The sequence below is a fragment of the Sphingobium sp. RS1 genome (assembly GCF_056156825.1).
This window is the reverse complement of the sequence record NZ_JBLZXE010000003.1, coordinates 506,831-533,395: the sequence shown is the minus strand read 5'-3', so window position 1 is coordinate 533,395 and position 26,565 is coordinate 506,831. Positions and strand designations below refer to the sequence as shown.

General features: G+C 63.0%; 25 protein-coding genes. 7 read left to right on the top strand and 18 right to left on the bottom strand.

The genetic code is table 11. The annotated features are described in order from the left end of the window. Positions 1-4: 4 nt before the first annotated feature. From ACNHGR_RS22340 to ACNHGR_RS22330, 3 genes are read right to left on the bottom strand one after another with little or no spacing between them, the layout of a single operon-like run. Positions 5-910, bottom strand: coding sequence for an HpcH/HpaI aldolase/citrate lyase family protein (locus tag ACNHGR_RS22340; protein WP_475289047.1), 906 nt, complete (start codon positions 908-910; stop codon positions 5-7). Beyond that, the gene (locus tag ACNHGR_RS22335) at positions 907-1,362 is read right to left on the bottom strand and encodes a MaoC family dehydratase (RefSeq protein ID WP_475289045.1); all 456 of its coding nucleotides are present in this window, start codon (positions 1,360-1,362) and stop codon (positions 907-909) included. The genes ACNHGR_RS22340 and ACNHGR_RS22335 overlap by 4 nt, the downstream gene beginning before the upstream one ends. Position 1,363: 1 nt before the next feature. Next, a complete protein-coding gene (locus tag ACNHGR_RS22330; RefSeq protein ID WP_475289043.1) occupies positions 1,364-2,896 on the bottom strand; it encodes an AMP-binding protein in 1,533 nt (510 codons plus the stop codon). An 85-nt stretch (positions 2,897-2,981) separates the two neighbouring features. Here ACNHGR_RS22330 and ACNHGR_RS22325 point away from each other — a divergent pair, with 85 nt between their 5' ends. Then, positions 2,982-3,293, top strand: coding sequence for a non-heme iron oxygenase ferredoxin subunit (locus ACNHGR_RS22325; RefSeq protein WP_082462936.1), 312 nt, complete (start codon positions 2,982-2,984; stop codon positions 3,291-3,293). A gap of 42 nt (positions 3,294-3,335) precedes the next feature. Here the strand turns inward: ACNHGR_RS22325 and ACNHGR_RS22320 are convergent, their stop codons facing one another. From ACNHGR_RS22320 to ACNHGR_RS22300, 5 genes are read right to left on the bottom strand one after another with little or no spacing between them, the layout of a single operon-like run. Next, a complete protein-coding gene (locus ACNHGR_RS22320) occupies positions 3,336-4,118 on the bottom strand; it encodes an enoyl-CoA hydratase/isomerase family protein (protein WP_475289041.1) in 783 nt (260 codons plus the stop codon). Continuing rightward, positions 4,115-5,350: a phosphotransferase family protein gene (locus tag ACNHGR_RS22315; RefSeq protein ID WP_475289039.1), complete on the bottom strand. Its 1,236-nt coding sequence runs from the start codon at positions 5,348-5,350 to the stop codon at positions 4,115-4,117. The genes ACNHGR_RS22320 and ACNHGR_RS22315 overlap by 4 nt, the downstream gene beginning before the upstream one ends. Continuing rightward, positions 5,347-5,820, bottom strand: a complete 474-nt coding sequence (locus ACNHGR_RS22310; RefSeq protein WP_475289038.1) for a hypothetical protein — start codon at positions 5,818-5,820, stop codon at positions 5,347-5,349. The genes ACNHGR_RS22315 and ACNHGR_RS22310 overlap by 4 nt, the downstream gene beginning before the upstream one ends. A gap of 16 nt (positions 5,821-5,836) precedes the next feature. Next, positions 5,837-6,889, bottom strand: coding sequence for a phosphotransferase family protein (locus ACNHGR_RS22305; RefSeq protein ID WP_475289037.1), 1,053 nt, complete (start codon positions 6,887-6,889; stop codon positions 5,837-5,839). A gap of 10 nt (positions 6,890-6,899) precedes the next feature. After that, positions 6,900-8,033, bottom strand: a complete 1,134-nt coding sequence (locus tag ACNHGR_RS22300) for an Rv3169 family protein (RefSeq protein WP_475289036.1) — start codon at positions 8,031-8,033, stop codon at positions 6,900-6,902. 171 nt (positions 8,034-8,204) lie between these two features. On the opposite strand from ACNHGR_RS22300, the gene ACNHGR_RS22295 reads away from it, so the two are divergent. Continuing rightward, entirely contained in the window at positions 8,205-8,684 is a 480-nt protein-coding gene (locus ACNHGR_RS22295; protein ID WP_184273196.1) for a MarR family transcriptional regulator, read from the top strand. 183 nt (positions 8,685-8,867) lie between these two features. After that, a complete protein-coding gene (locus tag ACNHGR_RS22290; protein WP_184273192.1) occupies positions 8,868-9,401 on the top strand; it encodes a MarR family transcriptional regulator in 534 nt (177 codons plus the stop codon). A 258-nt stretch (positions 9,402-9,659) separates the two neighbouring features. Here ACNHGR_RS22290 and ACNHGR_RS22285 read toward each other — a convergent pair whose 3' ends face one another. Beyond that, the gene (locus ACNHGR_RS22285) at positions 9,660-10,811 is read right to left on the bottom strand and encodes an acyl-CoA dehydrogenase family protein (RefSeq protein WP_184273189.1); all 1,152 of its coding nucleotides are present in this window, start codon (positions 10,809-10,811) and stop codon (positions 9,660-9,662) included. A gap of 90 nt (positions 10,812-10,901) precedes the next feature. Here ACNHGR_RS22285 and ACNHGR_RS22280 point away from each other — a divergent pair, with 90 nt between their 5' ends. Continuing rightward, complete coding sequence (locus ACNHGR_RS22280) at positions 10,902-11,699, top strand: enoyl-CoA hydratase/isomerase family protein (RefSeq protein WP_475289033.1); 798 nt, start codon at positions 10,902-10,904, stop codon at positions 11,697-11,699. 7 nt (positions 11,700-11,706) lie between these two features. On the opposite strand, the gene ACNHGR_RS22275 is transcribed toward ACNHGR_RS22280, so the two are convergent. Genes ACNHGR_RS22275 through ACNHGR_RS22265 form a run of 3 tightly spaced genes read right to left on the bottom strand, consistent with a single transcriptional unit; the run spans position 11,707 to position 16,337 of the window. Continuing rightward, positions 11,707-12,948 carry a cytochrome P450 gene (locus ACNHGR_RS22275; protein WP_184273184.1) on the bottom strand — a complete coding sequence of 414 codons (1,242 nt, stop codon included), beginning with the start codon at positions 12,946-12,948 and terminating at the stop codon, positions 11,707-11,709. A gap of 37 nt (positions 12,949-12,985) precedes the next feature. After that, complete coding sequence (locus ACNHGR_RS22270) at positions 12,986-15,142, bottom strand: CoA transferase (RefSeq protein WP_475289031.1); 2,157 nt, start codon at positions 15,140-15,142, stop codon at positions 12,986-12,988. A 16-nt stretch (positions 15,143-15,158) separates the two neighbouring features. Further along, positions 15,159-16,337, bottom strand: a complete 1,179-nt coding sequence (locus tag ACNHGR_RS22265) for an acyl-CoA dehydrogenase family protein (RefSeq protein ID WP_475289029.1) — start codon at positions 16,335-16,337, stop codon at positions 15,159-15,161. Positions 16,338-16,490: 153 nt separating this feature from the next. Between ACNHGR_RS22265 and ACNHGR_RS22260 the strand changes: the two genes are divergently transcribed. Genes ACNHGR_RS22260 through ACNHGR_RS22250 form a run of 3 tightly spaced genes read left to right on the top strand, consistent with a single transcriptional unit; the run spans position 16,491 to position 19,326 of the window. Further along, entirely contained in the window at positions 16,491-17,705 is a 1,215-nt protein-coding gene (locus tag ACNHGR_RS22260) for an acyl-CoA dehydrogenase family protein (protein ID WP_475289027.1), read from the top strand. 33 nt (positions 17,706-17,738) lie between these two features. Further along, positions 17,739-18,176: a Zn-ribbon domain-containing OB-fold protein gene (locus ACNHGR_RS22255; RefSeq protein ID WP_475289026.1), complete on the top strand. Its 438-nt coding sequence runs from the start codon at positions 17,739-17,741 to the stop codon at positions 18,174-18,176. A gap of 13 nt (positions 18,177-18,189) precedes the next feature. Next, positions 18,190-19,326 carry a thiolase family protein gene (locus ACNHGR_RS22250; RefSeq protein ID WP_475289024.1) on the top strand — a complete coding sequence of 379 codons (1,137 nt, stop codon included), beginning with the start codon at positions 18,190-18,192 and terminating at the stop codon, positions 19,324-19,326. Positions 19,327-19,471: 145 nt separating this feature from the next. On the opposite strand, the gene ACNHGR_RS22245 is transcribed toward ACNHGR_RS22250, so the two are convergent. The 6 genes from ACNHGR_RS22245 to ACNHGR_RS22220 all read right to left on the bottom strand — a co-directional run bounded on the left by ACNHGR_RS22245 (position 19,472) and on the right by ACNHGR_RS22220 (position 26,563). Next, complete coding sequence (locus tag ACNHGR_RS22245; RefSeq protein WP_475289022.1) at positions 19,472-19,696, bottom strand: hypothetical protein; 225 nt, start codon at positions 19,694-19,696, stop codon at positions 19,472-19,474. After that, complete coding sequence (locus ACNHGR_RS22240; protein ID WP_475289020.1) at positions 19,697-20,239, bottom strand: enoyl-CoA hydratase-related protein; 543 nt, start codon at positions 20,237-20,239, stop codon at positions 19,697-19,699. Between the two features lie 74 nt (positions 20,240-20,313). After that, positions 20,314-21,156, bottom strand: a complete 843-nt coding sequence (locus tag ACNHGR_RS22235) for an SDR family NAD(P)-dependent oxidoreductase (protein ID WP_475289018.1) — start codon at positions 21,154-21,156, stop codon at positions 20,314-20,316. Between the two features lie 135 nt (positions 21,157-21,291). Then, a complete protein-coding gene (locus tag ACNHGR_RS22230) occupies positions 21,292-24,777 on the bottom strand; it encodes an indolepyruvate ferredoxin oxidoreductase family protein (RefSeq protein WP_475289016.1) in 3,486 nt (1,161 codons plus the stop codon). Then, positions 24,774-25,787 carry an amidohydrolase family protein gene (locus ACNHGR_RS22225; protein WP_475289014.1) on the bottom strand — a complete coding sequence of 338 codons (1,014 nt, stop codon included), beginning with the start codon at positions 25,785-25,787 and terminating at the stop codon, positions 24,774-24,776. The genes ACNHGR_RS22230 and ACNHGR_RS22225 overlap by 4 nt, the downstream gene beginning before the upstream one ends. Next, positions 25,775-26,563: an SDR family NAD(P)-dependent oxidoreductase gene (locus ACNHGR_RS22220; protein ID WP_475289012.1), complete on the bottom strand. Its 789-nt coding sequence runs from the start codon at positions 26,561-26,563 to the stop codon at positions 25,775-25,777. The genes ACNHGR_RS22225 and ACNHGR_RS22220 overlap by 13 nt, the downstream gene beginning before the upstream one ends. Positions 26,564-26,565 lie beyond the last annotated feature (2 nt).

Sequence of the window (26,565 nt, the reverse complement as noted above, 5' to 3'; positions counted from 1 at the left end):
GCTTTCAGGCGCGCGTGCTGAACGCCGCCGCCTGCGCCAGTACCCGTCCCGCCTGTTTCTGGTGCGGAATGTCGATCATCTTGCCGTCCAGCCCGACCGTGCCGGCACCGGGATTGGCGGCAAAGGCGTCGATCACCCGGCGCGCATGCGCGACCTCTTCAGCCGACGGCATGAAACTGTCATTGATCCCCGCCACCTGCGCGGGGTGGATGGCGATGCGGCCGGTAAAGCCCTCCGCCCGCGCTGCCCGGCAGGCTGCGCGCAATCCGTCCTCATCGCGAAAATCGACATAGAGCGTGTCGATTGCCTGCACCCCCGACGCATGCGCCGCGAGCAGGCAAAGTGAACGCGCCATCTGATAAGTGAAGGCCCATTGCCCGCTGGCGTCCACATTGGTGCTGGCGCCCAAAGCCGCCGACAAATCCTCCGCTCCCCATGTCAGGCCAGCGAGCCGTTCCAGCTTGGCGCTGGCGAACTGGCCGAGGGTAAAGGGCGCGATCGCGGTTTCGGTGGCGACGGGCAGGATCTTCACTGATCCCCCTTCGATCCCATGCGCCGCCTCCAGCGCGTCGAGATAATGGGACAGACGCCGCACATCCTCCGGATCGTTGGTCTTGGGCTGCATGATGCCGTCCGGCGCGCCGGGCATAATCGCAGCCAGATCATCCAGCGTCAGCCCGGTGTCGAACGGATTGACCCGCACCCAATATTGCGATGTCCGGGCTTCACGCGGCGTCGCGCGCAGAAAATCCGGGATCAGGCGACGGGCGAGCGGCTTGTTGTCAGGGCTGACTGCATCCTCCAGATCGAGGATGACGACATCGGCGCCGCAGTCGGCAACCTTCGCCATCTTCTTCTCGCTATCCCCCGGAATGAACAGCCAGGACCGCAGCGGCAGGGTGTCGCTCATGCCGCCGGTTTCCGCCGTTGCAGGCCAGACCGCTTGCAGGACGCGACCAGGTCGCCATGCTGGTTGAACGCCTGATGCAGAAAGGTGACGATGCCGGCTTCGGGCCGCGATTTCGAATCGCGCAGGTCGATCACTTCGCTCACGACCTGGATGGTATCGCCATGAAAGAGCGGCTTGGGAAAGCGCACCTCGTCCCAGCCCAGATTGGCGACTGCGGTGCCCAGCGTCGTGTCGCCCACCGAAATGCCGACCATCAGCCCCAGCGTGAAAGCCGAATTGACGATGCGGGCACCAAATTCGGTGCCCTTCATATATTCCTCGTCCAGATGCAGCAGCGCGGGATTATGGGTCATGGCGGTGAACAGGACATTGTCCGTTTCCGTCACCGTACGGCGGATCGGATGGTCGAACCGCTGCCCCACCGTCAATTCGTCGAACCACATGCCTGCCATATCATGCTCCTGTCTTGCGATGGCGCGCCAGCCATTCGTCCTTCAGATGGCGCGCATAGATTTTCCCGGTGTCGTGGCGCGGCAACTGGTCACGAAATTCCCAGCTGCGCGGGCATTTGATCGTGGCGAGGGCCGCGCGGCACCAGCCGGACAATTCGGCCGCCAGCGCGTCTGTGTCAGTCGTCGGGCCAAGCGGCTGGATCACGGCATGCAGCACCTCGCCCATATCTTCGTCCGGTACGGCAAAGACGCTGGCGTCCGCCACCGCCGGGTGGGAGATCAGGCGGTTCTCGGCTTCCTGCGGGAAGATATTTACCCCGCCCGATATCGCCATGTTGCTGCGCCGGTCGGTCAGGTAGAGATAGCCCTCCGCGTCGACATAGCCGATGTCGCCCAACGTGCTGCGTCCGCTCGCATCATGGACATCCGCAGTCCGGTCCTGGTCCTGATGATAGGCAAAGCCGGGACCGCCGGAAAACCAGACCGTGCCCACCTGCCCCGTCGGAACGTCGCGGCCGTCATCGTCGAGGATATGGACCACGCCCAGAAAAGGCCGGCCGACCGATCCTGGATGGGCCAGCCATTCGGCCGATCCGATCATGGTCAGCCCATTGCCCTCCGTCCCGCCATAGCTTTCCTCCAGGATCGGGCCGAACCAGTCGATCGCGGCGCGCTTGACGTCGGGCGCGATCGGCGCGGCGCCATGGACGATGATGCGGACGGAGGAGAGGGCGTAGAGCGACTTCACCGACGCCGGCAGTTTCAGCAAGCGGACCAGCATGGTCGGCACCCAATGGGCGTGGGTCACGCAATACCGGTCGGCCAACGCCAGCGCGCCTTCCGCGTCGAACGCATCCATCACGATCAGAGTCGCGCCGATCTGCTGCATCGCCATGGCAAAGCGCATCGGCCCGCTATGATAGAGCGGACAGGGCATCAGATAGATCGTGTCCTCACCCCAGCCATAGCGATCGGCATAGATGGCGAACATTTTCGACAGGCCATCTATGCCGGTGTCGGGCAGATGCTGTTTGATCCCCTTGGGGCGGCCGGTCGATCCGGAACTGTAGAGCATGTCCGACCCCCGGCTTTCGTCGGGGATCGGTGTGGGCGGATAGGCCGCCGCATAGCTGCCGTCGCTTACGTCGATGAAGGATAGGTCAGGCATGCGGGCCTTCAACTGGTCCACCAGTGCGGCCTGTTTTTCCGTATGGAAAACCAGCCGTGCGCCGCAATTGGCGATGATGAAGGCGATCTCATCCACATGAAAGCGCCAGCTGATCGCGGTATAATAGAGGCCCGCATTATGGCCGGCCCAGACCAGTTCGTGAAACACCGGCACATTTTCCACCAGCAGCGCGAAATGGTCGCCGCGTAGCAAGCCTCTGGCGCGCAGCAGATGCGCGCACCGATTGGCCCGTGCATCCAGTTCGCCATAGGACAGTGTCACCCCCAGCGAGGGATAGACCACCGCTGGCCGATCCGGCTGCGTTTCCGCCCATCGGCGCGGATGCTGAATCAGGACACTCTCCATTGCATTAGCCTTGCACTATCTTGGCCGCTTGCATATAGTTCGCTAGCACATAATGCGGAATAGTGAATTTGGAGAGGCGTTGCAAATGACTTTGGTGAAGGCCTGCACGATGTCCGACCTGGAGGATGGGGAAATCTTCAAGGCGGAACTGGCCGATCATGCCCCGCTCGCCCTCTACATGATCGGCGACGAGATTTTCGCCACCGCCGACATCTGTACCCATGGCGAAGCCAGCCTGTCGGAGGACGGCTATATCGAGGATGGCAAGGTCATCTGTTCCTGGCACGACGGCGCTTTCGATATCCGGACGGGCGAACCATGCCGCTTGCCCTGCATGGACCCGCTCCAGACCTTCCCGATCAGGATCGAGGGGGATGCGGTCTTCGTGGAGATATGAGGCAAGCTGCCATCCCCGAAGTGGCGGGGATGGTAGCCCTGCTCAGCGCTGCCTTTCCATGAAGGCGGTGACACGCTCGGCATAATCGGGATGCGCCACCACGGCACCGATATCGATCGTTTCCTGTGCCAGATGATCGACCACGGAAATGCGGTGGGCGATGTTCATCGCCCGCTTGGTCCGGCCCAGCGCCTCCTGTGGCAGCTTGGCGATCCGGGCGAGCAGTTCTTCGGTTCTACTGTCCAATTCGCTGTCTACGACAACCCAGTTGACCAAGCCGAACTCGCGCGCTTCCTCCGGCCCAAATATGTCGCCCAGATAGGCTATCTGCTTCGCCCGTTTCGGCCCGATATTGCGGACAAGGTTGTAGCTGAGCGCGGAATCGGGGATCACCCCGACCCTTATCTGCGCCGCCAGGAACCGGCTCTTGTCCGACGCGATGGCCAAATCAGCAGCCGCCACCATGGCGAGGCCCCCGCCCGCCGCCATGCCGCGGATGCGCACCACCACCGGCTGGGGGATTCGCTCGATCATCGCGAAAAGCTGGTTGCCCTTGTCGCCGCTGGTCATCCAGTGGTTCGCACGCTCCAGGTCGGACATGCCCAATGTGGTGGAAAATTCCTTCACATCGCCGCCCGCGCAGAAATTGTCCCCCGCCCCGGTAATCAGGACGACGCGCACGTCGCGGTTGAACTGGATAGCGCGCAGATGATCGCCCAGCGTCTCCCACATGCCGTTCTTCATCGCGTTCATCGCATGCGGACGGTTGATCGTCGCGCGGGCGATGGGACCGTCGATGACGAAGCTCAGTTCGGAATCGCTCATGCAGGCACCTCCATGTTCGAGATCATCGGCGCGAGGTCGTTGGCCAGGTCGCGCAACTGCTTGGGGAAGGTATTGCAGCCGATGGTGGCGATGCGCAGGTCGCGATCGACGCCGCTGTCATAGCTGTGCCGCGCAAAGCCGGTCAGCACCGAAAGGAGCAAGGTGCGCCAGACGGTGAAGAAGGCCATGCGCGCCTCGCTAACCGGTGGCCCGCCCGCCGCATGATAGGCGGCCATGAACTCGTCCCAAGGCATCACGCGAGAAACGAGGAAGCGACAATAGGCCAGATCCTCGGCCGGGTCGCCGGCATGGGTAAATTCCCAGTCGAGCAGGCCGGTCAGCCGGTCCCCCTGCCCCAGCGTGTTGTGTAACCCGGCATCGCCATGGACCAGTCGCCGTTCATTGCCGATATGCGGCAATTGTTCGTGCAGCCAGGCAAAGGCCGCGTCGATCAGCGGCACCGCCGCCATGCCCTTGCGATAGCGCGCCTCATAGCTTTCGACATGGGCGCGAACCGGGTGATCGGCGCGACCGTATAGCAGGCTGTCCGTCAGCCCCAGATCGTCAATATCATATTGATGCAGCTTCGCCAGTTCGGCGGCAAAGTCGCGGCAAAAGGCCGGCGTCGCGTCGGTCGAAAAGAGCGTGCCCATGGACGTCCCGGCAAGCCGTTCAAAGACGATGAACCGCCCCCCGATCGCCTGCGGCGATTCTTCCAGCCAGAGCGGTTCGGGCACACGCAGACCTTTGCGATGCACAGCTTTGATAACCGGAAACTCGTCCGCGACGGATGTGCCGGTGACGGCTGCCGTAAAGTCCCGACGGACGACCAGTTGCCGCCCGTCCGCGCTATCCAGCAGGATCGTCCCCTTGGATCGTCCGCCAGGAACGGTCGTGACCTTGGCGATGGCGATCGACTCACCCTTGTCGGCGAACCAGCCGGTGAAGATATCGGCGGGGATTTCCAGTTCCGCACCCGATCCAGCCGGCGCGACCGGCGCCGCAAGGATGGCGGCAATCCTGTCCTCATGCGCGCTGCGCCACGCCGCTTCGGCCGCAACACCCCGCGGCGGACCAGCCGGCTCCTCGACCTCCACCGCCAGACGCGCAAGCATCATTTCGATAAGGTCGCAGCGCAGCCGCGCATTGCCCTGCGGCAGTTGTGGTTTCAGGTCGGCGCGCACGGCAGCAAGGATGCTGCGCAGTTTCTCACCCAGCAGCGGATCGTTCATACCGGCCGCCCCACATAGGTCGGAAAGAAGAAGCCGCTTTCCCGATCGGCATGTTTCAGCAGCCAGGCGCGCAAATCGGCATGGACGGCATCGGCCACCGCATCCCCCTTGCGCGCATGGCAGACATGGAGCAGTGCATCGACCGCTTCGCGCCCCTTGTGATTGAGCGCCTGCAATGCATCGACGCGGGCATAGCCATCTAGCAACGTCGGCGCCTCCGCAAGGAAGGCGGCAAGGGACGGATCGTCATGCGACAGGCGATCGCGAGCAGCCGTCAGCAGCGCGACCAGTTCGCGGCTGTCCTCATGCAGGATCACCCCTTCGACCGGCACGCGCGCCTGAAGATGGTTCAGGATCACGTCGACGCTGCGCAATGCGCTCTGCGCCCACTGGTCGTCTATCTTCGGCGCAACATGCTCCTGAAGCGCAAGTTGCACGGCGGCGAGCATTTGCTGGGTTGTCGGCATCATGGCGTCCGCTCTCCCTTCAATTGGCTGCATTTTCGGGGCGATAGGGGCTCTTGCGCCACTCCGCGACGATATGTGCGGCTTCGTCGATCGGCTTGCCGATCATCATGGCCAGCAACTGTTCGAACAGCTTGACCCGGCCAAAGCCCAGGTTGAGCCGGGGCACGCGGGGATTTTCGCCCGACAGGAAGGGGCGCAGGCCGTTGTTGAGCGTCGGTACCGCCTTCCACACTTCCCAGACGCGATAGAAATCGAGGCTGGACCGGTCGATCGTGAAGCCCGCGACATCCTCATAATGGCGCAGCGTCACATCCGCGTCGCCCAATGTCAGCATGCCCTGCGACAAGGCCCAGTCCTGCGCCGGGTCGCCGGCGAAGGCCAGTTCCCAGTCGGACAGGGCAACGATCCTGTCGTCCTTCCAGATTTCCTCGCCCATGCCGTTATTGCCCTTGCACAAGGAAATGCGCGGGGCAGTGGTTGGCAGATGCTCCTTCAGCCAATAGGCGGCTTCGGTCACGAGCGGGAAGGGATCGGTGCGAACCTCGCGGAAGATGTCCTGCCAGCGATTGAAATCGAACAGGGCGCAATCGGCGGCGGATGCGGGCATGTCGACAAAATCGGTAAAGCCGGTCGCGTCCAGATCCAGGGCATGCAGCGTCGCCAGCTTTTCCGCATGATCGAGCGCAACACGCTGGCGCCGTGCGGCGGCGTCCGCGCCTTCATCGTACAGGCCGGGCAGGTCGTTGCTGCCGTCCACCATCCGGCGAACCATCACCGGCCTGCCTTCGGTCAGCGCCGGCGCCGCATCGAACCAGAGCGGCTCGGCCACCGGCACGGCGGTCGGATAGAGGCTCTTGATGATGCGATATTCATAGTCGAGCGGCACCGGGCAGATCGGGCCGCCCAGCGCATCGGTGCGGAACACATAGCCACCCTCGCTCCCGCCCTCGTCGGTCCAGACCAGAAACGTCTCGCGACTGATGCCGGGGAAGGTGCGCTTAAAGCGAGTGACGCGAACATCGCCACCCATATGCGCGGCGAAATAGGCGGACAGGGATTGCTGGTCGATCATATCATATCCCTCAAAGGCCGAAACGCGGCTGGGGGCCGATGACGAACATCGGAATATAGGCGCTGCCGGGTTCGCCATTGATGCTACAGGTGGCGAGTTGCTCGCGATGCTTGGGCGTGGCCCGGCTGCCGTCTGGCAGGATCACCCCTTCGGGATCGCTGATGTCATAGCTGTCGATCTCGAACATCAGGTCGCGCGAACGCCAGACGCCCTGCCCCTGCCCGTCCGTGAAACCGCCGTCGAAACCGCCGCCACGATAGACCCATGGCCGCCCGACCGATTGCGCCTCGATCGGGATATGCCGACCATCCGCCAGGGTGAGGTCAAGCGCCATCCGTTCGAACACGCGGGTGCCGGGCTTGAACAAGACGTCGTGCGCGATGCCGTTGACTTCGATCGGGTCGCCCTCCCCTTCGCGCACTTCACCCTCGGTGTAGAGGCGCTTGCCCTCGCCATCCTCGATCAGTTGCACGGCGCCGCCGAACCGGCCCGCGCGAAAGCCCGCATGGACGAGGAACAGTCCCTTGCCGCCGGTCCGGGAGGCGGAAGCGACACCGCCCGCGCTGGGCGTGCCGGTCATCGGCTCAAACCCGCCAACGCCCGGCCGCACGCCCCAGCTATGGTCGCGCCAGCCGAACCAGTCGTTCGCCTCAATCCGCTCACCCTCCACCATCACATGGCCGCTGATCCGCCCCAGCTGGTTGTAGCGCAGATAATCGGTATGCAACCGTCCGTCGCCGCGCGACACATGCGGATGTTCCAGCCGTGGCGGCAGCATCGCGTCGAACTGCATGTCGAGCGCGATGGGGTAATCGCCCGCCTCCAGCGTGTAGCGCAGCGCCTTGAACGCCTCGACCACGGACAGCGACAATGGCCCGATGCGCGCATCGCTATCGGGCATCGGCCGCAACTGGCGGGTCAGCCGCACATTATATTGGCGCTGCGATCGATGCTGCACCATCGCAAAGCCCTCGATCACATTCATATTCTTGAAGATGGTGATGCCAGCCAGAAAGGCGACCTCGCCATCGGCGCGGAATCCGCCCATCAGTTGACGGTCATAGAAACGATGATCGGTCGAATGGACGTGATCGAAGGTCAGCGGCGCCTGATGGTGCAGCGTCTCGTCCAGCGGAGTCAGCACATCTCTCTCCCTTGTTATGGGATGAGGCATATGGCGGACGTCGGCCAAGGTCAATAGAAGTTCGCATACATACCATCTGCATGCGTATATATCGCATCCGCTCAATTTCCTTGACAGGAGAGGCGGCAAATATCATGCCTGAAAGCCTAGATATTTCGGACCTTTGACATCATGGACTATTCTGAGACGCCGGTCGCCAACCAGTTCCGCCTGGGTTTCCTGATCCATGACGTGTCGCGCCTGCGCCGCACCGTGATCGACAAGGCATTGAAGCCACTGGGTATCACCCGCTCCCAATGGTGGGTGCTCAGCAATCTGGCGCGCAACAGCAGTCATGAAATGGTCCAGACGGAACTGGCCAATGTGCTGGACATCGGCAAGGTCGCTCTAGGTGGATTGCTCGATCGGCTGGAAGCGTCAGGCTATATCGAGCGCAAGGCTGATCCGGCCGACCGCCGCGCCAAGCGCGTGGTCATGACCCGCAAGGGCGAGGAAGTGCTGGAGCAGATGCAAGAGCAGGGCACTGATCTCAACCGGGAGACGCTGCGCGACATAACCGAGGCGGAGGTGCGCCTGGCGGAGGATATCATGCATCGCATGAAGAAGCGCCTGATCGAAATGGACGCCGATCTGCGCAAGAATGGCGGCTGAACGCCGCCACATTTTCAGTATTGCAGCACAATCGGGTGCGTCGGCGCCGATCTCGCCGCGCGTCCAGCGACTATTACATATCTATAAATTTAGCTTGCGTATTATTCGGAAGCGGATGTATCAGACATGATAACGCAATAAAGCCGCCCCTGCCCGTCGCGGGCGGCGGCAGGAACGATATCTATGGATGATGTGCCCAACGCACCCGATGCCAATCGCTATCGCCTCGGCTTCCTGGTGCATGACGTGTCCCGCCTGCGTCGCACGGTAGTCGACAAGGTGATGAAACCGTTGGGCATTACCCGATCCCAATGGTGGGTGCTGACCAATCTGGCACGCAACAGTCGCCATGAAATGATGCAGACCGAACTGGCCAATGTGCTGGACATCGGCAAGGTCGCGCTGGGCGGATTGCTCGACCGGCTGGAAGCGATCGGCTATGTCGAGCGGAAGGCCGATCCGGTGGATCGTCGGGCGAAGCGCGTCGTCATGACCGTGCAGGGGGAACGGGCGCTGGAGGGTATTCAGGCGCGGGCCACTGCACTCAACCGCGAAATGCTCGATTGCGTGACGGTAGAGGAGATCCTCTTTGCAGAGGCCGTGCTGCATCGCATGAAGCGCAACCTGATCGATATGGATGGCCATGGCCGCAGGCGTGTGGTGCATATGGACGGCCATGACACTGACATCATCGGCACGCCCCACTCCCCTATCTGACCGTCAGGCGCCGCAACCAAAGGCGCGGCCAAATCGCTGCCCTGCAATGGCCGTACGATAAGGTAATTGCCTGTCCTACAGGGCCAATCTCCACTATGCTGCGATCGGCTCTTTCGATTGTCGACACAAGACGCGCTGCAAACACCCCCGCGAGCAGGCAAAAGCGACATAAGGTGACAATTTCACACGCATTTTGCGGTGCTTTTGTCACTTTATCGCCGAAACCCGCGCGATTGGCGTTTGTCCCCCCCCCCCCCCCTAGAGCGCCCGTCCGATCTGAAGGCGCATGATCTCCGCCGTTCCGGCAAAGATGCGATGCAGGCGCCCGGCGGTGAACAGGCGCGACACCGGATATTCGTGCATATATCCCGCGCCACCATGCAGTTGCACGCACTGGTCCAGCACCCGTCCCTCCATTTCCGGCAGCCATAGTTTCGCGACGGTCGCTTCGCCCATGTCCACTTCTCCCTTGCGCAGATAGGTGCGCAGACAATGGTCGATATAGGCCTGACCGACGTCGAGATCGGCCTTCATGTCCGCCAGTTTGAACTGGCTGTTCTGGAAATCGAAGATGGTCTGGCCAAAGGCGCGCCGGTTCTTGACGAACTCCACCGTCAAGTCGAAGGCCCGGGTGGCGGCAGCATGGGCGATGATGCTCCACATCAGCCGGTCGCGGTTCAGGCTCTTGACCAGAACCTTGAATCCGCCATTGAGCGGCCCGAACAAATTGGTCGCCGGTACGCGAAGATTGTCGAATACCAGTTCGCCATTGTTGGAGGCATGACACCCCATCTTCTTGAGGATGCGACCGATGCCAAGGCCCGGCCGGTCCCGCTCCACCAGGAAGATGGAAATGCCGCGCGATCCCGCCGACGGATCGGTCTTGCACGCGACCATGAACAGGTCGGCATCGGCGATGCCGGAAATGAAGGTCTTGGCGCCGTTGATGACATAATCGTCGCCGTCCCGCACAGCCGTCGTGCGGATCGAAGCGAGGTCGCTACCCGAATCCGGTTCGGTCACGGTGAAGGCCAGCAGGCATTCCCCCTTCACCATCTTGGGCAGCCATTGGCGCTTCTGCTCTTCGGTGCCGAAATCCATCAACTGTTCGCACATCTGGTCGCGCTGGAAAGCCGGGCCGATGCTTGCGCCGGATATGGAATAGCCCATTTCCTGCGTCATCACGACGCGGTCGAGGAAGTCGCCGCCAGGCCCGCCAAATTCCTCTGTCACACCGATGCCCAATATGCCGGCCTCGCCAGCCTTCAGCCAGAAACTGCGCGGCATGGCATGATCCTCGTCCCATTGTTCAACAAAGGGGTCGGCCTGTGTTTCGAAGAAATGGCGTACCGTGCGGCGAAACTGCTCATGCCCGTCGGTAAAGATGTCGGGATCGATATTCAGCGGCATAGCCCTCTCCGATCTTGTTCGCTTTATGATAATATGCTTGATAACTACATAGAGTGACCAAGTGTCACAAGCGAAAATGGGGAGAGGGATATGGACCGCATCAACATCGAGCGGGCGAACGGTATCTGCACCATCCGCTTCAATCGGCCCGACCGGATGAACGCTATTGACGATGGCATGACCCGGACTTTGATCGCCCTGTTCGAGGCGTTGGAAACTGACCGCGACACGCGCGTCGTGGTAATCGGCGGTGCTGGCAAGCATTTCTCGGCCGGCGGCGACATCGGCAATATCGCCGACTGGCTCTCGCCTGATCCGCAGGTCCGCCATGATCGTTTCACCGAAGCGGTACGTAGTCTGTCGAAGCCGCTGGTGCTGGCGATGCAGCGCGTGCCCCAACCGATCATCGCTTCGGTTCGGGGCCATGCCATCGGCGTCGCGCTACAGATCGTCATCCTCGCCGATCTGGTGGTCGCATCGGACACAGCAAAATTCAGCCTGCCCCAGCTCGATCTGGCGCATACACCGGACCATGGCGAAAGCTGGAGCCTGTCCCGCAAGATCGGCCTGTCCCGCGCGTTGCAAATGTCGCTGATGGCGGAGCGGATCAATGCAGCTACGGCGGAGCGCTATCATCTGGTGAACTGGGTGGTCGCCGACGACGAACTGGATGCCCGCACCAAAACCATAGCGCAGCGCATCGTCGCGAGCCCGATAGCGGCCGCCCAGGGGGCTAAGGCCCTATTCTGGGGCGCTCAACGTCAAACGCTCGCCGAGGCGATGGACAGCGAGATTGCCATGCTGGGTCAGGTGGCGATGCAGGAGGATTTCGTCGAGGCGATCACCGCCTTCACCCAGAAGCGCCCCCCGATCTTCAGGGGGCGCTGAACGGGCGTCAGAGGGGCGTTACTCTGATCTGCATCTGGTAGACACCGCGAAAGACCCAGACCGGCAGGAAGTCGAGCGCATCGTCCAGCACTTCGATCCGCTTTACCTTGCGCAAAAGGGCGCCGAGAAACTCGCCGAGTTGCATCTTGGCGAGATGATGACCGAGGCAGAAATGGATGCCGGGGGCAAAGACCATCGATCCACGATTATCCCGCGTGAAGTCGATCCGGTCAGCATGTTCGAACACCGCCGGATCGCGATTGGCGGTCGCGATGAGAACCGCGACCACGTCCCCCTTGTGAATCTTGTGGCCGTGCAATTCGAAATCCTCGTAGACCAGACGCGGCTGACCACCGACCATGGCGATATGGCGCTGCAACTCCGTCACGACATCCATGATCCGATCCGGGTTCGCCTGCGCCCAGGTCCATGCTTCAGGATCGCGCGCCAACGCCTCCACCGACAATGTGATGGTGTTCATCGTCGTGTCGTGACCCGCCACGATAGCGACGTGCATCTGCGCCAGTATCTCGTCATAGGATAGGCGATCCTCGCCCTCCGACGCGGTAAGCAGCCCAGTCAGGAAATCTTCCTTCGGATCAGTACGCCGTTTTTCCAGTTCGATCGCGACTGCCTCGTTCATTTTCTCTAACGCAAAGCTGGCCTTTTCCAGCCGTTCGGCGGTCGGCACGGTGGCCCCCACCCCTTCCATCAGCCAGGTCGCCCAATTGCGCAGCTCGGGCGTCAGTTCGGGCGGCATGCCCAAAATCTGGAACAGTACATCGCCGGTCATGGCGCGGGATATGCCTTCGTTGAACTCCAGTTCGCCCTCGGCAATCATCTTGTCTACCAGCGCTTCGGCACGCGCTTTTGCATAGGGGCGGAAACCCTCCACCACCTTGCGGTTGAGCGCCTTCATCAGCAGAGAGCGCAGGCGGGCATGGCGCTCGCCTTCGGTGCTGGTGATCCAGAGGTCGGAATATTTGACCAGCGTAGGGATGCGGGCATCCCATTCTTCCGGCGGAATCAGGTGGAAGACGGGGAACATACGGCCATCATTGGTGACGGGAATGCGCCGCTGGAAAGCGTCCACGACATCGGAATGGCGGGTGATGAACCAGCATCGCGACCGCTCGCTCCAGAAGACCGGGGTCTGGTCGCGAATATGGTCCAGATCGTCAATCATCGCCTTGCCCCGCTCACGCGGGGCGTTGGTCAGGTCGACATCCAATATGTCCTGCACGCTCATGCTCCATCCCTTCCCTTATGTCTGTTTGTTCTTGTCGTCAGGCCACCGCCTGCGTCGCATAAAGTGTCTCAATCGCTGTCTCATCATAGCCGAGCGACGCCAGTGTTTCGCGGGTGTGGGCGCCCGGCATCGGTGCGGGCAGGTCATTGCCCAGTGCCGAGCGGGATAGGGAGAAAGCCGTGCCGATCTCGTTGATCTGACCGAAGGCTGCATGTTGCGTGGCACGGACGGTGCCGCGCGCGATCAGGTCCGGATCGGTCAATATCTGCTGCTCCTTGCCGTCGCGGCATGGTTCGACCCATATGCCGTACAGTTCCAGCGCAGCTTTGAGTTGTGCCAGATCGAGCTTGGCAACCTTCGCGGCGATGAGATCTTCCTCGATCGCCGGCAGGTCGAGCGCGCGCTGAAGCCCCGCTGCCGCACGCGCACCTCGCGCGACGATGGCAACCCAGCCATCGGCCGCCTGATACAGGCATTCGAGCGGGGTATAGCCGCTGAGGCTCGCACTGAGTGACGCTATGCCGGCAAAGCTGCCATCGGGCCGCTGGATCAGTTCGGACAGCGTATAAATGCCCGCATTGCAGAGCGGCGATTCCAGCGCGACGCTATTGCCAGTCCGCTCACGATGAAGCAGTGCCGCCAACAGCGCCACCGAACCGATCATGCCACCGGCAATGTCGACCAGGTTAGTGCGGTTCCAGCGCGGTGCGTTGCCTTGCCCCGCCGCCTTCACCTCATGTCCGGTCCAGGCCTGCATCACCATGTCGAACCCCGCCTTGGCAGCCGCAGGGCCGTCATTGCCGAAGGCCGGCGCCTCCAGCGCAATCAAGGACGGATTGATGCGCGACAGGCTTTGTGGATCGACGCCCAGCCGGGCGGCCACGCCGGGACGGAAATTGTTCATCACCACATCCGCATCGGCGCAAAGCTGGTGCACCACCTTCACCCCTTCGGCATGTTTCATGTCGATCCCAATCACCCGCTTGGCATGATTGGCGACGCTGAAGGATTTGAAGATCGACCGGTTGGGATCGCCCTGCTTCGCCTCGACCTTGATGACGTCTGCACCAAGCTCTGCCAGCGCCACGCCAGCCAGCGGTCCCGCAACGAAGGCCCCGCAATCGACGATGCGCAACCCTTCCAGCGGCTTGCGCCCTTTGCGCGCGCGCTTTGCGGCGCCACTGCCCAGCGGAGCCGTCGCGAAGGGCAGCCCGACATGGCGGTTGCCATCTGTGTCCCGAACGATGATGTCATTATGCACGACCTGCGGATCGGACCAGCAAGCGCCGGGATGCTGCACTTCTTCGGCCGGCAAGCCCCGTTCCCAGATACGCACCAGCAGATCGTCACAATTCGTCTTTGCCACATGGGCGGCGAGCAGGTCATAGTCGCCAAAGAAATCCTTCCGGCTGCCTCCAGGCTTGGGCATGCCGCTGTCGCCCGGCAGGACGGTCGGGTCATCAATTTCCAGCGCCTGATAGAAGCCATATTTCGACCCCGCGCCACCAATCGCCATATGGATAAAGCGATCGTCCCGTGTACGGAAGATCAGCGGCGCCACGCCGCGCGGGATGACGAAATCGGCCATGGGCGTCGGCTTTTCCAGCTTTGCCCAATAAGTGCCGATCCAGGGCAGCGCACCTTCAAACAGCGAAGTGTTGACGACCTGCCCCTGCCCTGACGCTTCCCGCTCGAACAAGGCGCCGAGCAGGCCGATCAGACCCTGCAATGCCGCACCGTAAGTGCCCGGTTCGAAAGCATTGACGATCGGCCGGTCCGGTTCCTGCTCCCACACCAGGCCACTGCGCACCTGCGCCAGCAATTCGGTGGACGGACCGACATAGCGCGTACCCGCAGGGCCGTCGCTGATGTCCAGGATCACAAGGCGCGGATGATCGGCAGCCATTATCGCTGCGTCGCGGCGCGGAGGCAGATCGGGATGATCCTCGCCCCCCATGATGCAGACGTCCGCCTCAGCCAGCAAGGCGGGTAGCGCATCCGCTGAAGCCTGCCTGGCCGCACCATGCCATATGGCATAGGCAGGATAGATGTCGGCAAAGGGATCACCCCCGTCCGGTTCGATCCGGTGGACCTCCGCCCCCAGTTCCGCCAGCATCTTCGCGGCCAGGGCGGGTGCCATGCCCACCCCCAGATCGACGATTTTCAGCCCTTCCAGCAAGCCGGTTGCGCGCATCAGACGTCTCCTTCGATCAGCGCGTGTAGCGGCGAGCCAGCACATCCTTCATCAGTTCGGTCGCGCCGGCGAAGATCCGCTGAACGCGCGCGGCGGTGAACATCCGGCTGATAGGATGATCGTCCATCCACGCCTGCCCGCCCCACAGCTGCACGCAATTGTCGAGCGTGCGGAATTCCAGTTCGGTCAGCCAGATCTTGGCCATGGAGCTTTCGGCATCGGTAATGGTGTTGGTCGCCACCTTGCGCAGCAACGAATTATAGAAGGCCCGACCGACGCGGATTTCCGTTTCCATCTGGGCGAGGACGAACTGCGTGTTCTGGAAGTCGATCAACCGTTGCCCGAACAGCTTGCGGGTCTGGCAATGTTCCAGCGTCATTTCGAACGCGCGCTGGGCCGCACCGATCGAGCGGGCGACGATCTGGAGCCGGTCGAGTGCCATGTTCGGCACGAACATCGCCGCCGCGCCATTTTCCGGGCCGACCAGATTGGTAATCGGCACGCGCACATCGTCGAAGAATAATTCGCCCGTGTCGCCGCCCTTGTAACCCTGCGTGATCATCCGCTGCTGGGTGAAGCCGGGCGTGCCCTTTTCCACGATGATCATGCTCATGCCCTTGGCCTTCAATTCCGGGGCCGTCTTGCACAGAACATAGGTGACGTCGGCCTTGGCACCGTTGGAGATATAGATCTTGCTGCCGTTGATGACCCATTCGTCGCCATCGCGGACTGCCGTGGTCCGTGCGGCGAAGGCGTCGGAACCCGATTCCGCCTCGGTCATGCCCATCGCCTGCACGCAATCGCCGGTCAGGATGCGGGGGAAATATGTCTGCTTCTGCTCCTCCGATCCAAAATCGACGAGGAAGTTGGTGCAGATATCGGTTCCGATGAAGGAACCGGCGGTCGCACCGGCCGGCGAATAGCCCAGTTCCTCCGCCGCAACCATGATGGAGAAGCGATTGGCGCCGGGGCCGCCATAGGTTTCGGGAATGGTGGCGCCTAAAATGCCATATTCGCCGGCCTTGTTCCAGATCGCCCGGTCAGTGCCATGCGCTTCGAACTCGCGATAGCGTGGCTCGACCTCTCGCTCGAAATAGGCGCGCACCGTGGTGCGGAACATCTCCATCTCATCGCCATAGGGGCTGTCCTCGGTGTCGAAATTCCGGGGGTCCAGCTTCAGGAAAACGCCGCTCATCCTCATCCTCCATTTGAGCCGGCCTGATCGACCGGCTTGATCCGCCGATGGGCGCGCGACTTGCTGTCGCTGAGTCCCTCGACGCTGTTTCGCTATTGTGATGTAGCAGATGATACGCTAGCGCAATATGAAAATCACATGGGAGAGTCCGCAATGGCGAATGAGGATCTGGTCCGGCAGGTGGAAGCGTTCATGCTGGAACGGGTAATCCCCACCGAGCAGGAGCATCACCACCAGTTGCAGGCGGCGGATAACCGCTGGACCTATACGCCGATCATGCGCCAGTTGCGGGCGGAAGCGAAGGCGAAGGGCCTGTGGCTGTTCCCGCTGCCGGTCGAGCTTGGCGGGCGAGGCCTGTCTCTGATGGACTATGCGCCGATCTGCGAGATCATGAACTGGTGCAACCATGGGCCGGAAATTTTCAATTGCTACACCGGGACCATTTCCAACAGCACGGCGATGAACAACCATGCGTCGGAGGTGCTCAAGGAGCGCTACATGAAGCCGTTGATGGCCGGCGATATCCGGTCGTGCATTTCGATCACGGAGCGCAATGTCCCCTCCTCCGATCCCACCGATCTGAAATTCGATATCCGGCGCGAGGGCGACGAGTATGTGCTGAACGGCGTCAAGAGCTGGGCGACCGGCGGCGCGATGGACGAATGTCGCTTTTTTCTGGTGCTAGGGGCGACGGATGTGAGCGCGCCGCGCCATGCGCGGCATTCCATGGTGCTGGTGCCGCGTGAAGCCGAAGGGCTGAGCCTTGGGCGGATCGAGACGGTGATGGGCTATGACGACGCGCCGTTCGGCCATTGCGACCTGATCTTCGACAATGTGCGCATCCCCGCCAGCAACCTGATCGGCAAGGAAGGCGAAGGCTTCCTGATGATGCAGTCGACGCTGGGCGTGGGGCGCATCCAGCTGGGCATGGGCGCGATCGGTGCAGCCGAGCGCGCGATGATGGAAATGTGCAGTTGGGTCGAAAAGCGGATCATTGGCGGCAAGCCGCTGGTCGAGCGGCAGGTCGTAACCGACGCGATCGCCCGCAGCCGGATAGAGATCGACGCCTGCCGCGCCTTCATCGTGCAGACCGCGCGGCGAATGCAGGAGGAAGGGATGAAGGCGGTGCGCGGCGATATCGCCCAGCTCAAGGTCATGGCGCCCGACGTCGCGCTGAAGGTGCTGGACCGGGCAATGCAGTTCCATGGCGGCGCGGGCCTCAGCTACGACACGCCACTACCCGAAATGTGGGCGCATATGCGCACGGTGCGAATCGGCGAGGGCGCCGACGAAGTGCATCGCGAAACGATCGCCAAGCTGGAATTGCGCCGACAAGCCGAGTGGCGCGCCGCCCACGGCCGGGCCTGACCCCATTCCTCTCTTTCGAACGGAGACATTATCATGAGCCTTGCGACGGATGCGCCGAAACCGGCCTTCCCCTTCATCATCCTGAACGCCAGTGGCCAGCCCAGCCTGATCGCCCAGAAATGCACCGCCTGCGGGGCGACCTATGCCGATAGCGAGCGGGTGGCGTGCGGGCGCTGCGGCGGCCGGGCCGATGTACTGGAAAGCTTCGTCCCTGCGACCGAAGGGACGCTGCATTCGGCGGTGATCGTGCGGCGCGGTTTCCCCGGTGTCGATGTGCCGTTCATTTCGGCAGTGGTCGATCTGGACGGCGGGCCGACGATCAAGGGGACGCTGCGCAACACCGCGGGGTTCGATCCGGAACATGCCGCGCCCGGCCAGCGGGTGCGGGTGCGGTTCGACGACGCGCTGGGCCGCAAGGACAAGGCGGGCGGTGGCTATATCGCCCATTATTTCGAACCGATCCCGGCCTGAAGGAGCGCCCAGAATGAGTGACATCTATATTGTCGGCATCCATATGATCGACTTCGGCCGCTATCCCAACCGGACGCCGGGCCAGCTTGGCGCGCAGGCGGCGCTGGAGGCGCTGGACGAGGCCGACATCACCATCAAGGATGTGCAGGCGGTCTTTTCCGGCAGCAATTACACGACGATGATCGGGCAGAAGGTGTTGCAACAGATCGGCCAGACCGGGGTGCAGATCATCAACCTGGTCAATGCCTGCTCGACCGGGGCGTCGGCGGTGCGCATGGCCTATACGGCGATCAAGGCGGGCGAGTTCGACACGGTGCTGTGTGTCGGGGTGGAGCAGATGACCGGCCTTGGCATGCTGGGCGGCGCGGTGCCGGGGGCGATCCCGACCGAAGGCATATTGGGATCGGCGACGATGCCGGCGGTGTTCGGGGAATCGGGTATCGAATATGCGGCCCGGACCGGCGCGACTCAGGCGGATTTCGCGCAGGTGGCGGTCAAGAACCACTATAATGCGACGATGAACCCCAAGGCATTCCTGCGCAAGGAAACGCCGCTGGACATGGTGCTGGAGGCCGAAACGATCGCCTGGCCGCTGACCAAGCTGATGTGTTCGGTCAATGTCGATGGCGCGGCGGCGGCGGTCGTCATGTCGGAGGCGCAGGTGAAGCGCCGCGGGCTGATGGACCGGGCGATCCGCATTCGCGGGTCGGCGATGGCGTCGGCGCCCTGGCAGGAACGCGACCCGATCATGCACGACGTCAATGGCCCGACCCGGCTGGCGGCGCAGAAGGCCTATGCCATGGCCGGGGTCGATCCCAAGGATATCGACCTGGTCGAACTGCATGACTGTTTCGCTTCGGTCGAGTTGCAGCATTATGAAAATCTGAGCCTGTGCGGCGAGGGCGAGGGCGTGAAGCTGATCCGCGACGGGTCGACCGAGCTGACCGGGTCGATCCCGGTCAATGCGTCGGGCGGGCTGCTGTCCAAGGGGCATCCGATCGCCGCGACCGGCATCGCCAACATGTATGAGATTGCCCTGCACCTGCGCGGTCAGGCAGGCGAGCGGCAGATCAAGGGCGCAAAGATCGGCATGACCCATGTGGTCGGGCTGGGCACCAGCGCAGCGGTGCATATCCTCGAAAAGGCATGACGTTGGACAGGGCCGGCTTGCCTACAGGCCGGCCCTTAACTTCGCACATTTCCCGCAGATTTTGACATTTAATTGCGCAACCCTGATCCTATCGGAAAGTGGCGCTATCCTTATAGCATGGACCGAGTGGATAGGACAGGAAAGGTCAGTGGCCGGCCCATGTCGGTGATCGCTTCGCCATGAAGGCGGCCATGCCTTCGGCGAAATCGGCACTGGCCATTACACGCTGGCGCAGCGTGGCTTCTTCCTGATCGAGCATGTCGCGGGAGGCGCCGTCGAGGGTGCATTGAACGATATGGCGCGAGGCGGCGACGGCCAGTGGCGCGCCCGCCAATATCTGCTCAGCCATGGTTCCGGCGATCGCCAGCACTTACCCAGCCGGTGCCAGTTCGGACACGAGTCCCAGCGCATGCGCGCGCGCAGCGTCGATGCGGTTGCCGGTGAGCGCCAGTTGCATGGCGACAGACGCCGGCAATTTGCGCGCCAGTTGGACAAGGCCCCCGCCCATGGCGGCCGCGCCGACCTTGGGTTCGGGCAGTGCGAAACTGGCGCGTTCGTCAGCGACGATGATATCGCAGGCCAGTGCGATCTCGAACCCGCCGCCCATGGCGAGGCCGTTGACGGCGGCGATCACCGGCTTGGTACGGCCATGATGATGGGTGAGGCCCCCGCCCCCTTCCGGCGGTAGCGGGCGATTGGTGCCCGCGACATAGGCCGATATGTCGGAGCCGGCGCAAAAGGCGCGGCCGGCGCCGGTCAGGATCGCGACGCGCAGGGTTGGGTCCGCCTCGAAATCGCGAAAGATGGCGGCCATCTGCGCATGGGAGTCCGGGATCAGGGCATTGAGCTTGTCCGGATTGTTCATGGTGACGGTCAGGATCTGGCCATCCTGTTCGGTCAGGCAAAAGTCCATGGCGCTGATCCTCAAAGAAAGCGCAGGGCTTCGACAGGCTCAGCCCGAACGGTGTTTGTGGCGCGGGCGGGTTATCAATATTGGCCGGGCGTGCTCAGTTTGGTGGCCGCTGGCTGGACGCCTTGGATGCCGCAGCCGGTCCAGGCGATGACGTCGCCGGCCTGATCCATCGCGTCGATCGGCGGCAGGCTGGCGTCCCATAGGCGCGCCTGAATGCGGCGGCCGTTGATGTGGTTCGAGGCGTCGGAAGCGAGGAAAGCCATGGGCGGCCCCATGATTTCGGGCGGCAGCACCGCATCGCGCGGCAGGCCCATCTCGTCGGTCATGCGCGATCCGCAGCCGCCACCGGGGACGAGGACATTGGCGGTAACCCCGCTGCCGGCCAGATCATTGGCCATGATCGCGGTTTCCGCCTCCAGCCCCGATTTGGACGCGCCATAGAGCGAACTGCGCAGCATCGTGTCGAGGCTGGTGGTGTTGGCGACGATCCGACCCCAGCCGCGCTGCTTCATCTGATCGACCAGCCGGATGGCGAGGATCATCGGCGCGACCGTATTGATCGCCAGATAGCGTTCGATGATGGCCCGGTCCGACCGCCAGAAGCGATAGGGGTTGGTCAGATAATCCTTCGACACTTCGTTGATGGCGATGCCGGCATTGTTGACGAGGATGTCGATCGTGCCGAAGCGATCGAGCGCGACGTCGGCGAGGCGCTCGGCCTCCCCCGCTATGGCAAGGTCGGCGAGGACATAGTCTACCTTTGCGGCGCCGAGCGCGCGACATTCGGCGGCGGTTTTGATCAGCGTATCCTCGCTGCGGGAGGACAGGAGGAGGCTGTGGCCGTCCCTAGCCAGCGCATGCGCCATGACGCGGCCAAGGCCCCGGCCGCCGCCGGTCAGCAAGATGGTGCGGCTCATGCTTATGCTCCTCTCACGCTCCAATATCCCCTCGCCGTTCGCCCTGAGCCTGTCGAAGGGCGTCTTCCTTTTCTTCCAAGAAAGAACAGGGCTTCGACAGGCTCAGCCCGAACGGCATCAGGGGATGCTTCTCAATCAGGCTGCCTGTGCCACCGGGGCGTCCAGCGCGGCGACCAGCTTGCCGATTTCCGCTTCATAGAGCGCCACATTGGCGTCCTTCACCGGACCATAGCCCTTCACCATCTCCGGCAGTTCGGCGATGGCGGCGATCTGGGCCTGGGTGCCGGGCGACAGGCGCGGCAGAAGGCTTTCGATCAGGGCGCGATAGTCTACGATCAGGCGGCGTTCCATGCGGCGTTCAGCGGTCTTGCCGAAAATGTCGAACAGGCCGCCGCGCAGGCCCTTCATCTTCGCCAGCAGCCTGAAGCCGGTGAAGATCCACGGGCCGAACTCGATCTTCCTGGGTTCGCCGCCGGGCTTGGCAGGACGGGCGAGCAATGGCGGGGCAAGCTGGACCTTCAGCTTATAGTCTCCTTCAAAACTCTGCTCCAGCCGCTCGCGAAACTCGGGCGCGCTGTAAAGGCGGGCGACCTCATATTCATCCTTGTAGGACATGAGTTTGGAGAGGTAGCGCGCCACCGCCGTCGTGACCTTCAGGTCGCCGCCGAGGCCCGCCGCCGTTTCCGCCGCACGGACGCGGGCAACGACATCAGCATAATCCTGTGCATAGGCGGCGTTTTGATAGTCGGTCAGATGCTTGATCCGGCGGGCGAGCAGGCTGTCAATATCCTGCGACAGCGGTTCCTGCGTCGAATGGATGCCGGTGCGGGCGATATAATCCTGCAACAGCGCCGGATCATGGGCGGCGAGGCGACCCCAGTTGAACACCTGAAGCGTGGATTTGACCTGCGATCCGTTGAGTTTGATCGCTTCCTCAATCGCCGCGATGCCGAGCGGCACGAACCCCTTCTGCACCGCATAGCCCAGCATGAACATGTTGGTGGTGATGCTGTCGCCCATCAGCTTGGTCGCGATCTGGGTGGCGTCGATCCCCTCGACATGGTCGCCGACCACGGTGCGCAGTACGTCCAGCTGCTTTTCCGGGCCGAAGTTGATCGCATTGTTCGACTGGAACTGGGCGGTGGGGACGACTTCGGTATTGACGATGATCTGCGTGTCAGGGGCGACCATGTCCAGCGTGGCGGGGCTGGTGGTGACGACCATGTCGCACCCGATGACGAGATCGGCCGACTGGTTCCACAGGCGCGGGGCGTGGAGTTGCTCGGGCGACGGGGCGATGCGGATATGGCTGAGCACGCCGCCGCCCTTTTGCGCCATGCCGGTCATGTCCATGACCGACGCGCCCTTGTTATCCAGATGCGCGGCCATGCCGGCGATCGCCGCGACGGTGAGGACGCCGGTGCCGCCGATACCGGTCAGCAGGATATTATAGACATCGTCATGGCGGGCCTGCGCCGGGGCCGGGATGGCGCCGAAGACGCTGACCAGTTCCTCGTCACGGAAGGCCGCGCCGAACTTGCGTGGTTCGCCGCCCAGCACGCTGACGAAGGAGGGGCAGAAACCGTCCTGGCAGGAGAAATCCTTGTTGCATTGCGACTGGTCGATCTTGCGCTTGCGACCGAATTCGGTGTCGACCGGCTGGACCGAGACGCAGTTGGACTTCTTGCTGCAATCGCCGCAGCCTTCGCACACTTCCTGATTGATGAAGACGCGCTTGGGCGGGTTGGGGAATTTGCCGCGCTTGCGGCGGCGGCGCTTTTCCGCGGCGCAGGTCTGGTCGTAGATGATTGCCGAGACGCCGGGCAGCTTCTGCATTTCGCGCTGCACCTCCTCCAGCTCGCGGCGATGGCGGATCGTGGTGCCTTCAGGCCAGCGGATGTCGGACGGATATTTGTCCGGCTCGTCGGTGACGATGACGACGGGCTTCACCCCCTCCCAATAAACCTGATTGGCCATGGATTCGACCGTCAGCGTGCCATCGACCGGCTGGCCGCCGGTCATGGCGACCGCGTCATTATAGAGCAGCTTATAAGTCATGGTCGCGCCGCTGGCGACGGCGGCGCGGATGGCGAGCAGGCCGGAATGGAAATAGGTGCCGTCGCCGATATTCTGGAAGGCGTGGGGCACGTCGATGAATGGATGCAGGCCCGCCCAGAGCATTCCTTCCCCGCCCATCTGCGCGGACCACTCCGTCGGGCGGTCGGGCATGAACATGGCGGACAGGCCATGGCAGCCGACGCCGGCGAAAGTCAGGCTGCCGTCCACGGTCCGGGTCGATGTGTTGTGCGGGCAGCCGGAACAGAAGAAGGCGGTGCGCATCAGGCCGGTGGGCTTGATCGCGTGGACCTTCGACTTGGCTTCGCGGATGCGGGCGATGCGGTCCTTGAGCGCGTCGTCGGCGAGGCCGAGCGCCTCGATACGGGCGATCAGCACGTCGATCGCGAGGTGCACGGTGGTTTCGCCGAAATCGGGGACCAGGCGCGCGCCGCTGGTGTCGGTCTTGCCGGTGATGTCGGGCCGTTCGTCCGCGCGCATGGCGTAGAGGAGGGAGACGAGCTGTTCCTCGATGAAGGCGCTCTTTTCCTCGACCACCAGCACCTCGCGATGGCGGCGGGCGAAGGCGGTGGCGCCCTCCGGTTCGATCGGGAAGGTCATGCCGAGCTTGTAGAGGCGGATGCCGAGCGCGCGGGCGCGGTTTTCGTCTATGCCCAGTTCGTTGAGCGCCTCACGCACGTCGAGATAGGGTTTGCCCGCCGTGATGATGCCGAGTTCGCGACGGTCGCTGTCGAAGATGATCTTGTCGAAGCCGTTGGCCCGGGCGAAGGCCTGCGCGGCGGGCAGCTTATATTCCACCATGCGCCGCTCGATCGGTAGCGGCATGATGTCTCCCTTTGTCTTGTTGAGGCCACCGGGCGGCATGTCGAAATCGGGCAGGACCGGGAGAGAGCGGCCGGGGTCGACATCGACGGTGGAGGTCCGCTCGATCGTATCGGTCACGACCTTGAAGGCGGTATAGACGCCGGCGAAGCGCGACAAGCCCCAGCCGAGCAGGCCGTAATCCAGATATTCCTGCGTGTTGGACGGGTAGAGGATCGGCATCAGCGCCGCTTTCCACACCGGATCGGAGGAGGTGGCGGTGACGGTGGACTTGCCGCCCGTGTCATCGCCGCCGATCACCAGCACGCCGCCATGCTTTGCGCTGCCTTCCAGATTGGCCTGGCGCATGACTTCGAACCCGCGATCGACGCCCAAATTCTTGGCATACCAGATGGCGAAGATGCCCTGATATTTGGCCTGTTGGTAATAATGCAGCCATTGGGTGCCGCGGATCGACGTCAGCGCCAGTTCTTCGTTCACGCCGGACTGGAAGCGAATATGATTTTCCTTGAGCAGCGCGGAGGCCGACCAGAGGTTGCTGTCGTAGATGCCGAGCGGCGATCCGCGATAGCCGGTGATATAGCCGGCGGTATTGAGGCCGGCAGCCAGATCGCGCTGGCGCTGCATCATCGGCAGGCGGACGAGGGCCTGGTTGGAGGAGATGTAGATCCTCCCTTCATCCTGGGTATATTTGTCGTCGATCTTAACGGCGGTCTTGGTCATGGCATGATGTCCAGCAAGCGGGCGGCATTGCCGCCGAGAATGGCCTTGCGATCGGCTTCGGATAGTCCGGTGGCCGCAAGAAAGCCGGGAAGGTCGGTCTGGCCGATCTCGGTCGGGCCATCGCTGCCCGCGATGATCCGGTCCGCGCCGAAGCGGGCGGCGAGATAGGCCAGGTTTTCGGGCGAGAAGACGACTGTGTCGTACCAGAAGCGGCGGGCGTAGGCGGTCGGCGCTTCCCGGAGCGCGCCCTGCATGGCGGCGGGGAATTTGGACCAGACCAGTTCCATCCGGTCGATGACGGAACCGATCATGCCGCCGCCATGGGCGAAGACGATCTGGAGGCCCGGGAAGCGGGCGAAGATGTCGGTCGCCATGAATCCGGCGAGCGCCATCGTGCCTTCATAAGGGATGCCGACCACCGCGCCCATCAGTGCCGGTCCCTCGATCCGGTCCAGCCCGGCGGGCTTGATGCCGTGGATGAAGAGCGGAAGATTATGGCGCTCCGCCTGTTCCAGCACGGGATGGAAGCGGTCGGACGCGATGGACTGGCCGTTCACATGGCTACCGAGGAATAGGCCGGACAGGCCAAGCGATGCCACCTCCGCCACTTGATTGACCGCATATTCGGGGTCTTGCAGGGCAAGGATGCCCAGCGCCCTGAGCCGGCCACCCGACTGGGCGACCATGTCCGCGCCGACGCGGTTGATCGCGTCGGTCAGGATCGCGCCCGCCGCCGGACCGAGCCAATAGGAGAGGAGTTCGGGCAACGGCGAGATGACCTGCAGGTCGACGCCCGCTACGTCCATGGCGGCGATGCGGCGGTCGACGTCCCAATAGAGCGGATCGAAATCACGGAACTTGCTGTCGCCGGTGAACATCGTCGCGCCGCCGCCCGCCGAGGGGCGCAGGGATGGCCAGGCGGGTTCGGCGATCCCGGCCGGCTTTTGCGGAAAAGCCGGGGGGATGAAATGAGTGTGGAAGTCGATCAGCATCGCCTTCACATCATCCACTGCGCGCCGTTGATCGAATGGATCTGGCCATTGACCGCGCCGGCATCGTCGCTCGCGAGGAAGGCGACATAGGCGGCGACCTCCCGCATTTCGGTGAAGCGCTGCGCGGGAATTTCCCGTTTCGCGACGTCGCGCGGATGGACGCTCATCTTATATTTGGCGAGCGTGGCGGGATCGTCCGACATCATCGCCTGCAAATCCTCCGTCAGCACGCCGCCCGGCGACACGACGTTGAAGGTCACGCCGTCCTTGGCAAATTCGAAGGCAAGGCCGGTGACCAGCGCATGCACCCCGCCCTTGGCCGCGTTGTAGCCGGCATGGCTGTAGGTGCCGGTATGGACGGAATCCGCGCCGATATTGATGACGCGGCCATGCTGCCGATCGATCATGCCGGGCAGGAAGGCGCGGGTGCACCAGATGGTCGTCCACAGATTGCGGTCGATCGTTTGGCGCAGCGTTTCGGGCGTATGTTCCAGAAAGGGACGGATAACGCCGCCGCCGGCATTATTCACCAATATATCGACGCGGCCATGCGCCGCCAGCGCGGCGGCGAGCAGCGCCTGTGCGCCCTCCTCCATGCTGAGGTCGGCGGCATGGAGGCAAGCCTTTGGCGATCCGGCGGCTTCCAGTTCGGCGCAGAGCGGGTCCAGTCCGTCGCCATTGATATCCGACACGGTGAGGGCCGCCCCCTCCTGCGCCAGACGCATGGCGATCGCCTTGCCGATCCCCCGTGCCGCCCCGGTAACGACGGCGATTTTCCCCGATAGTCCCGCCATCG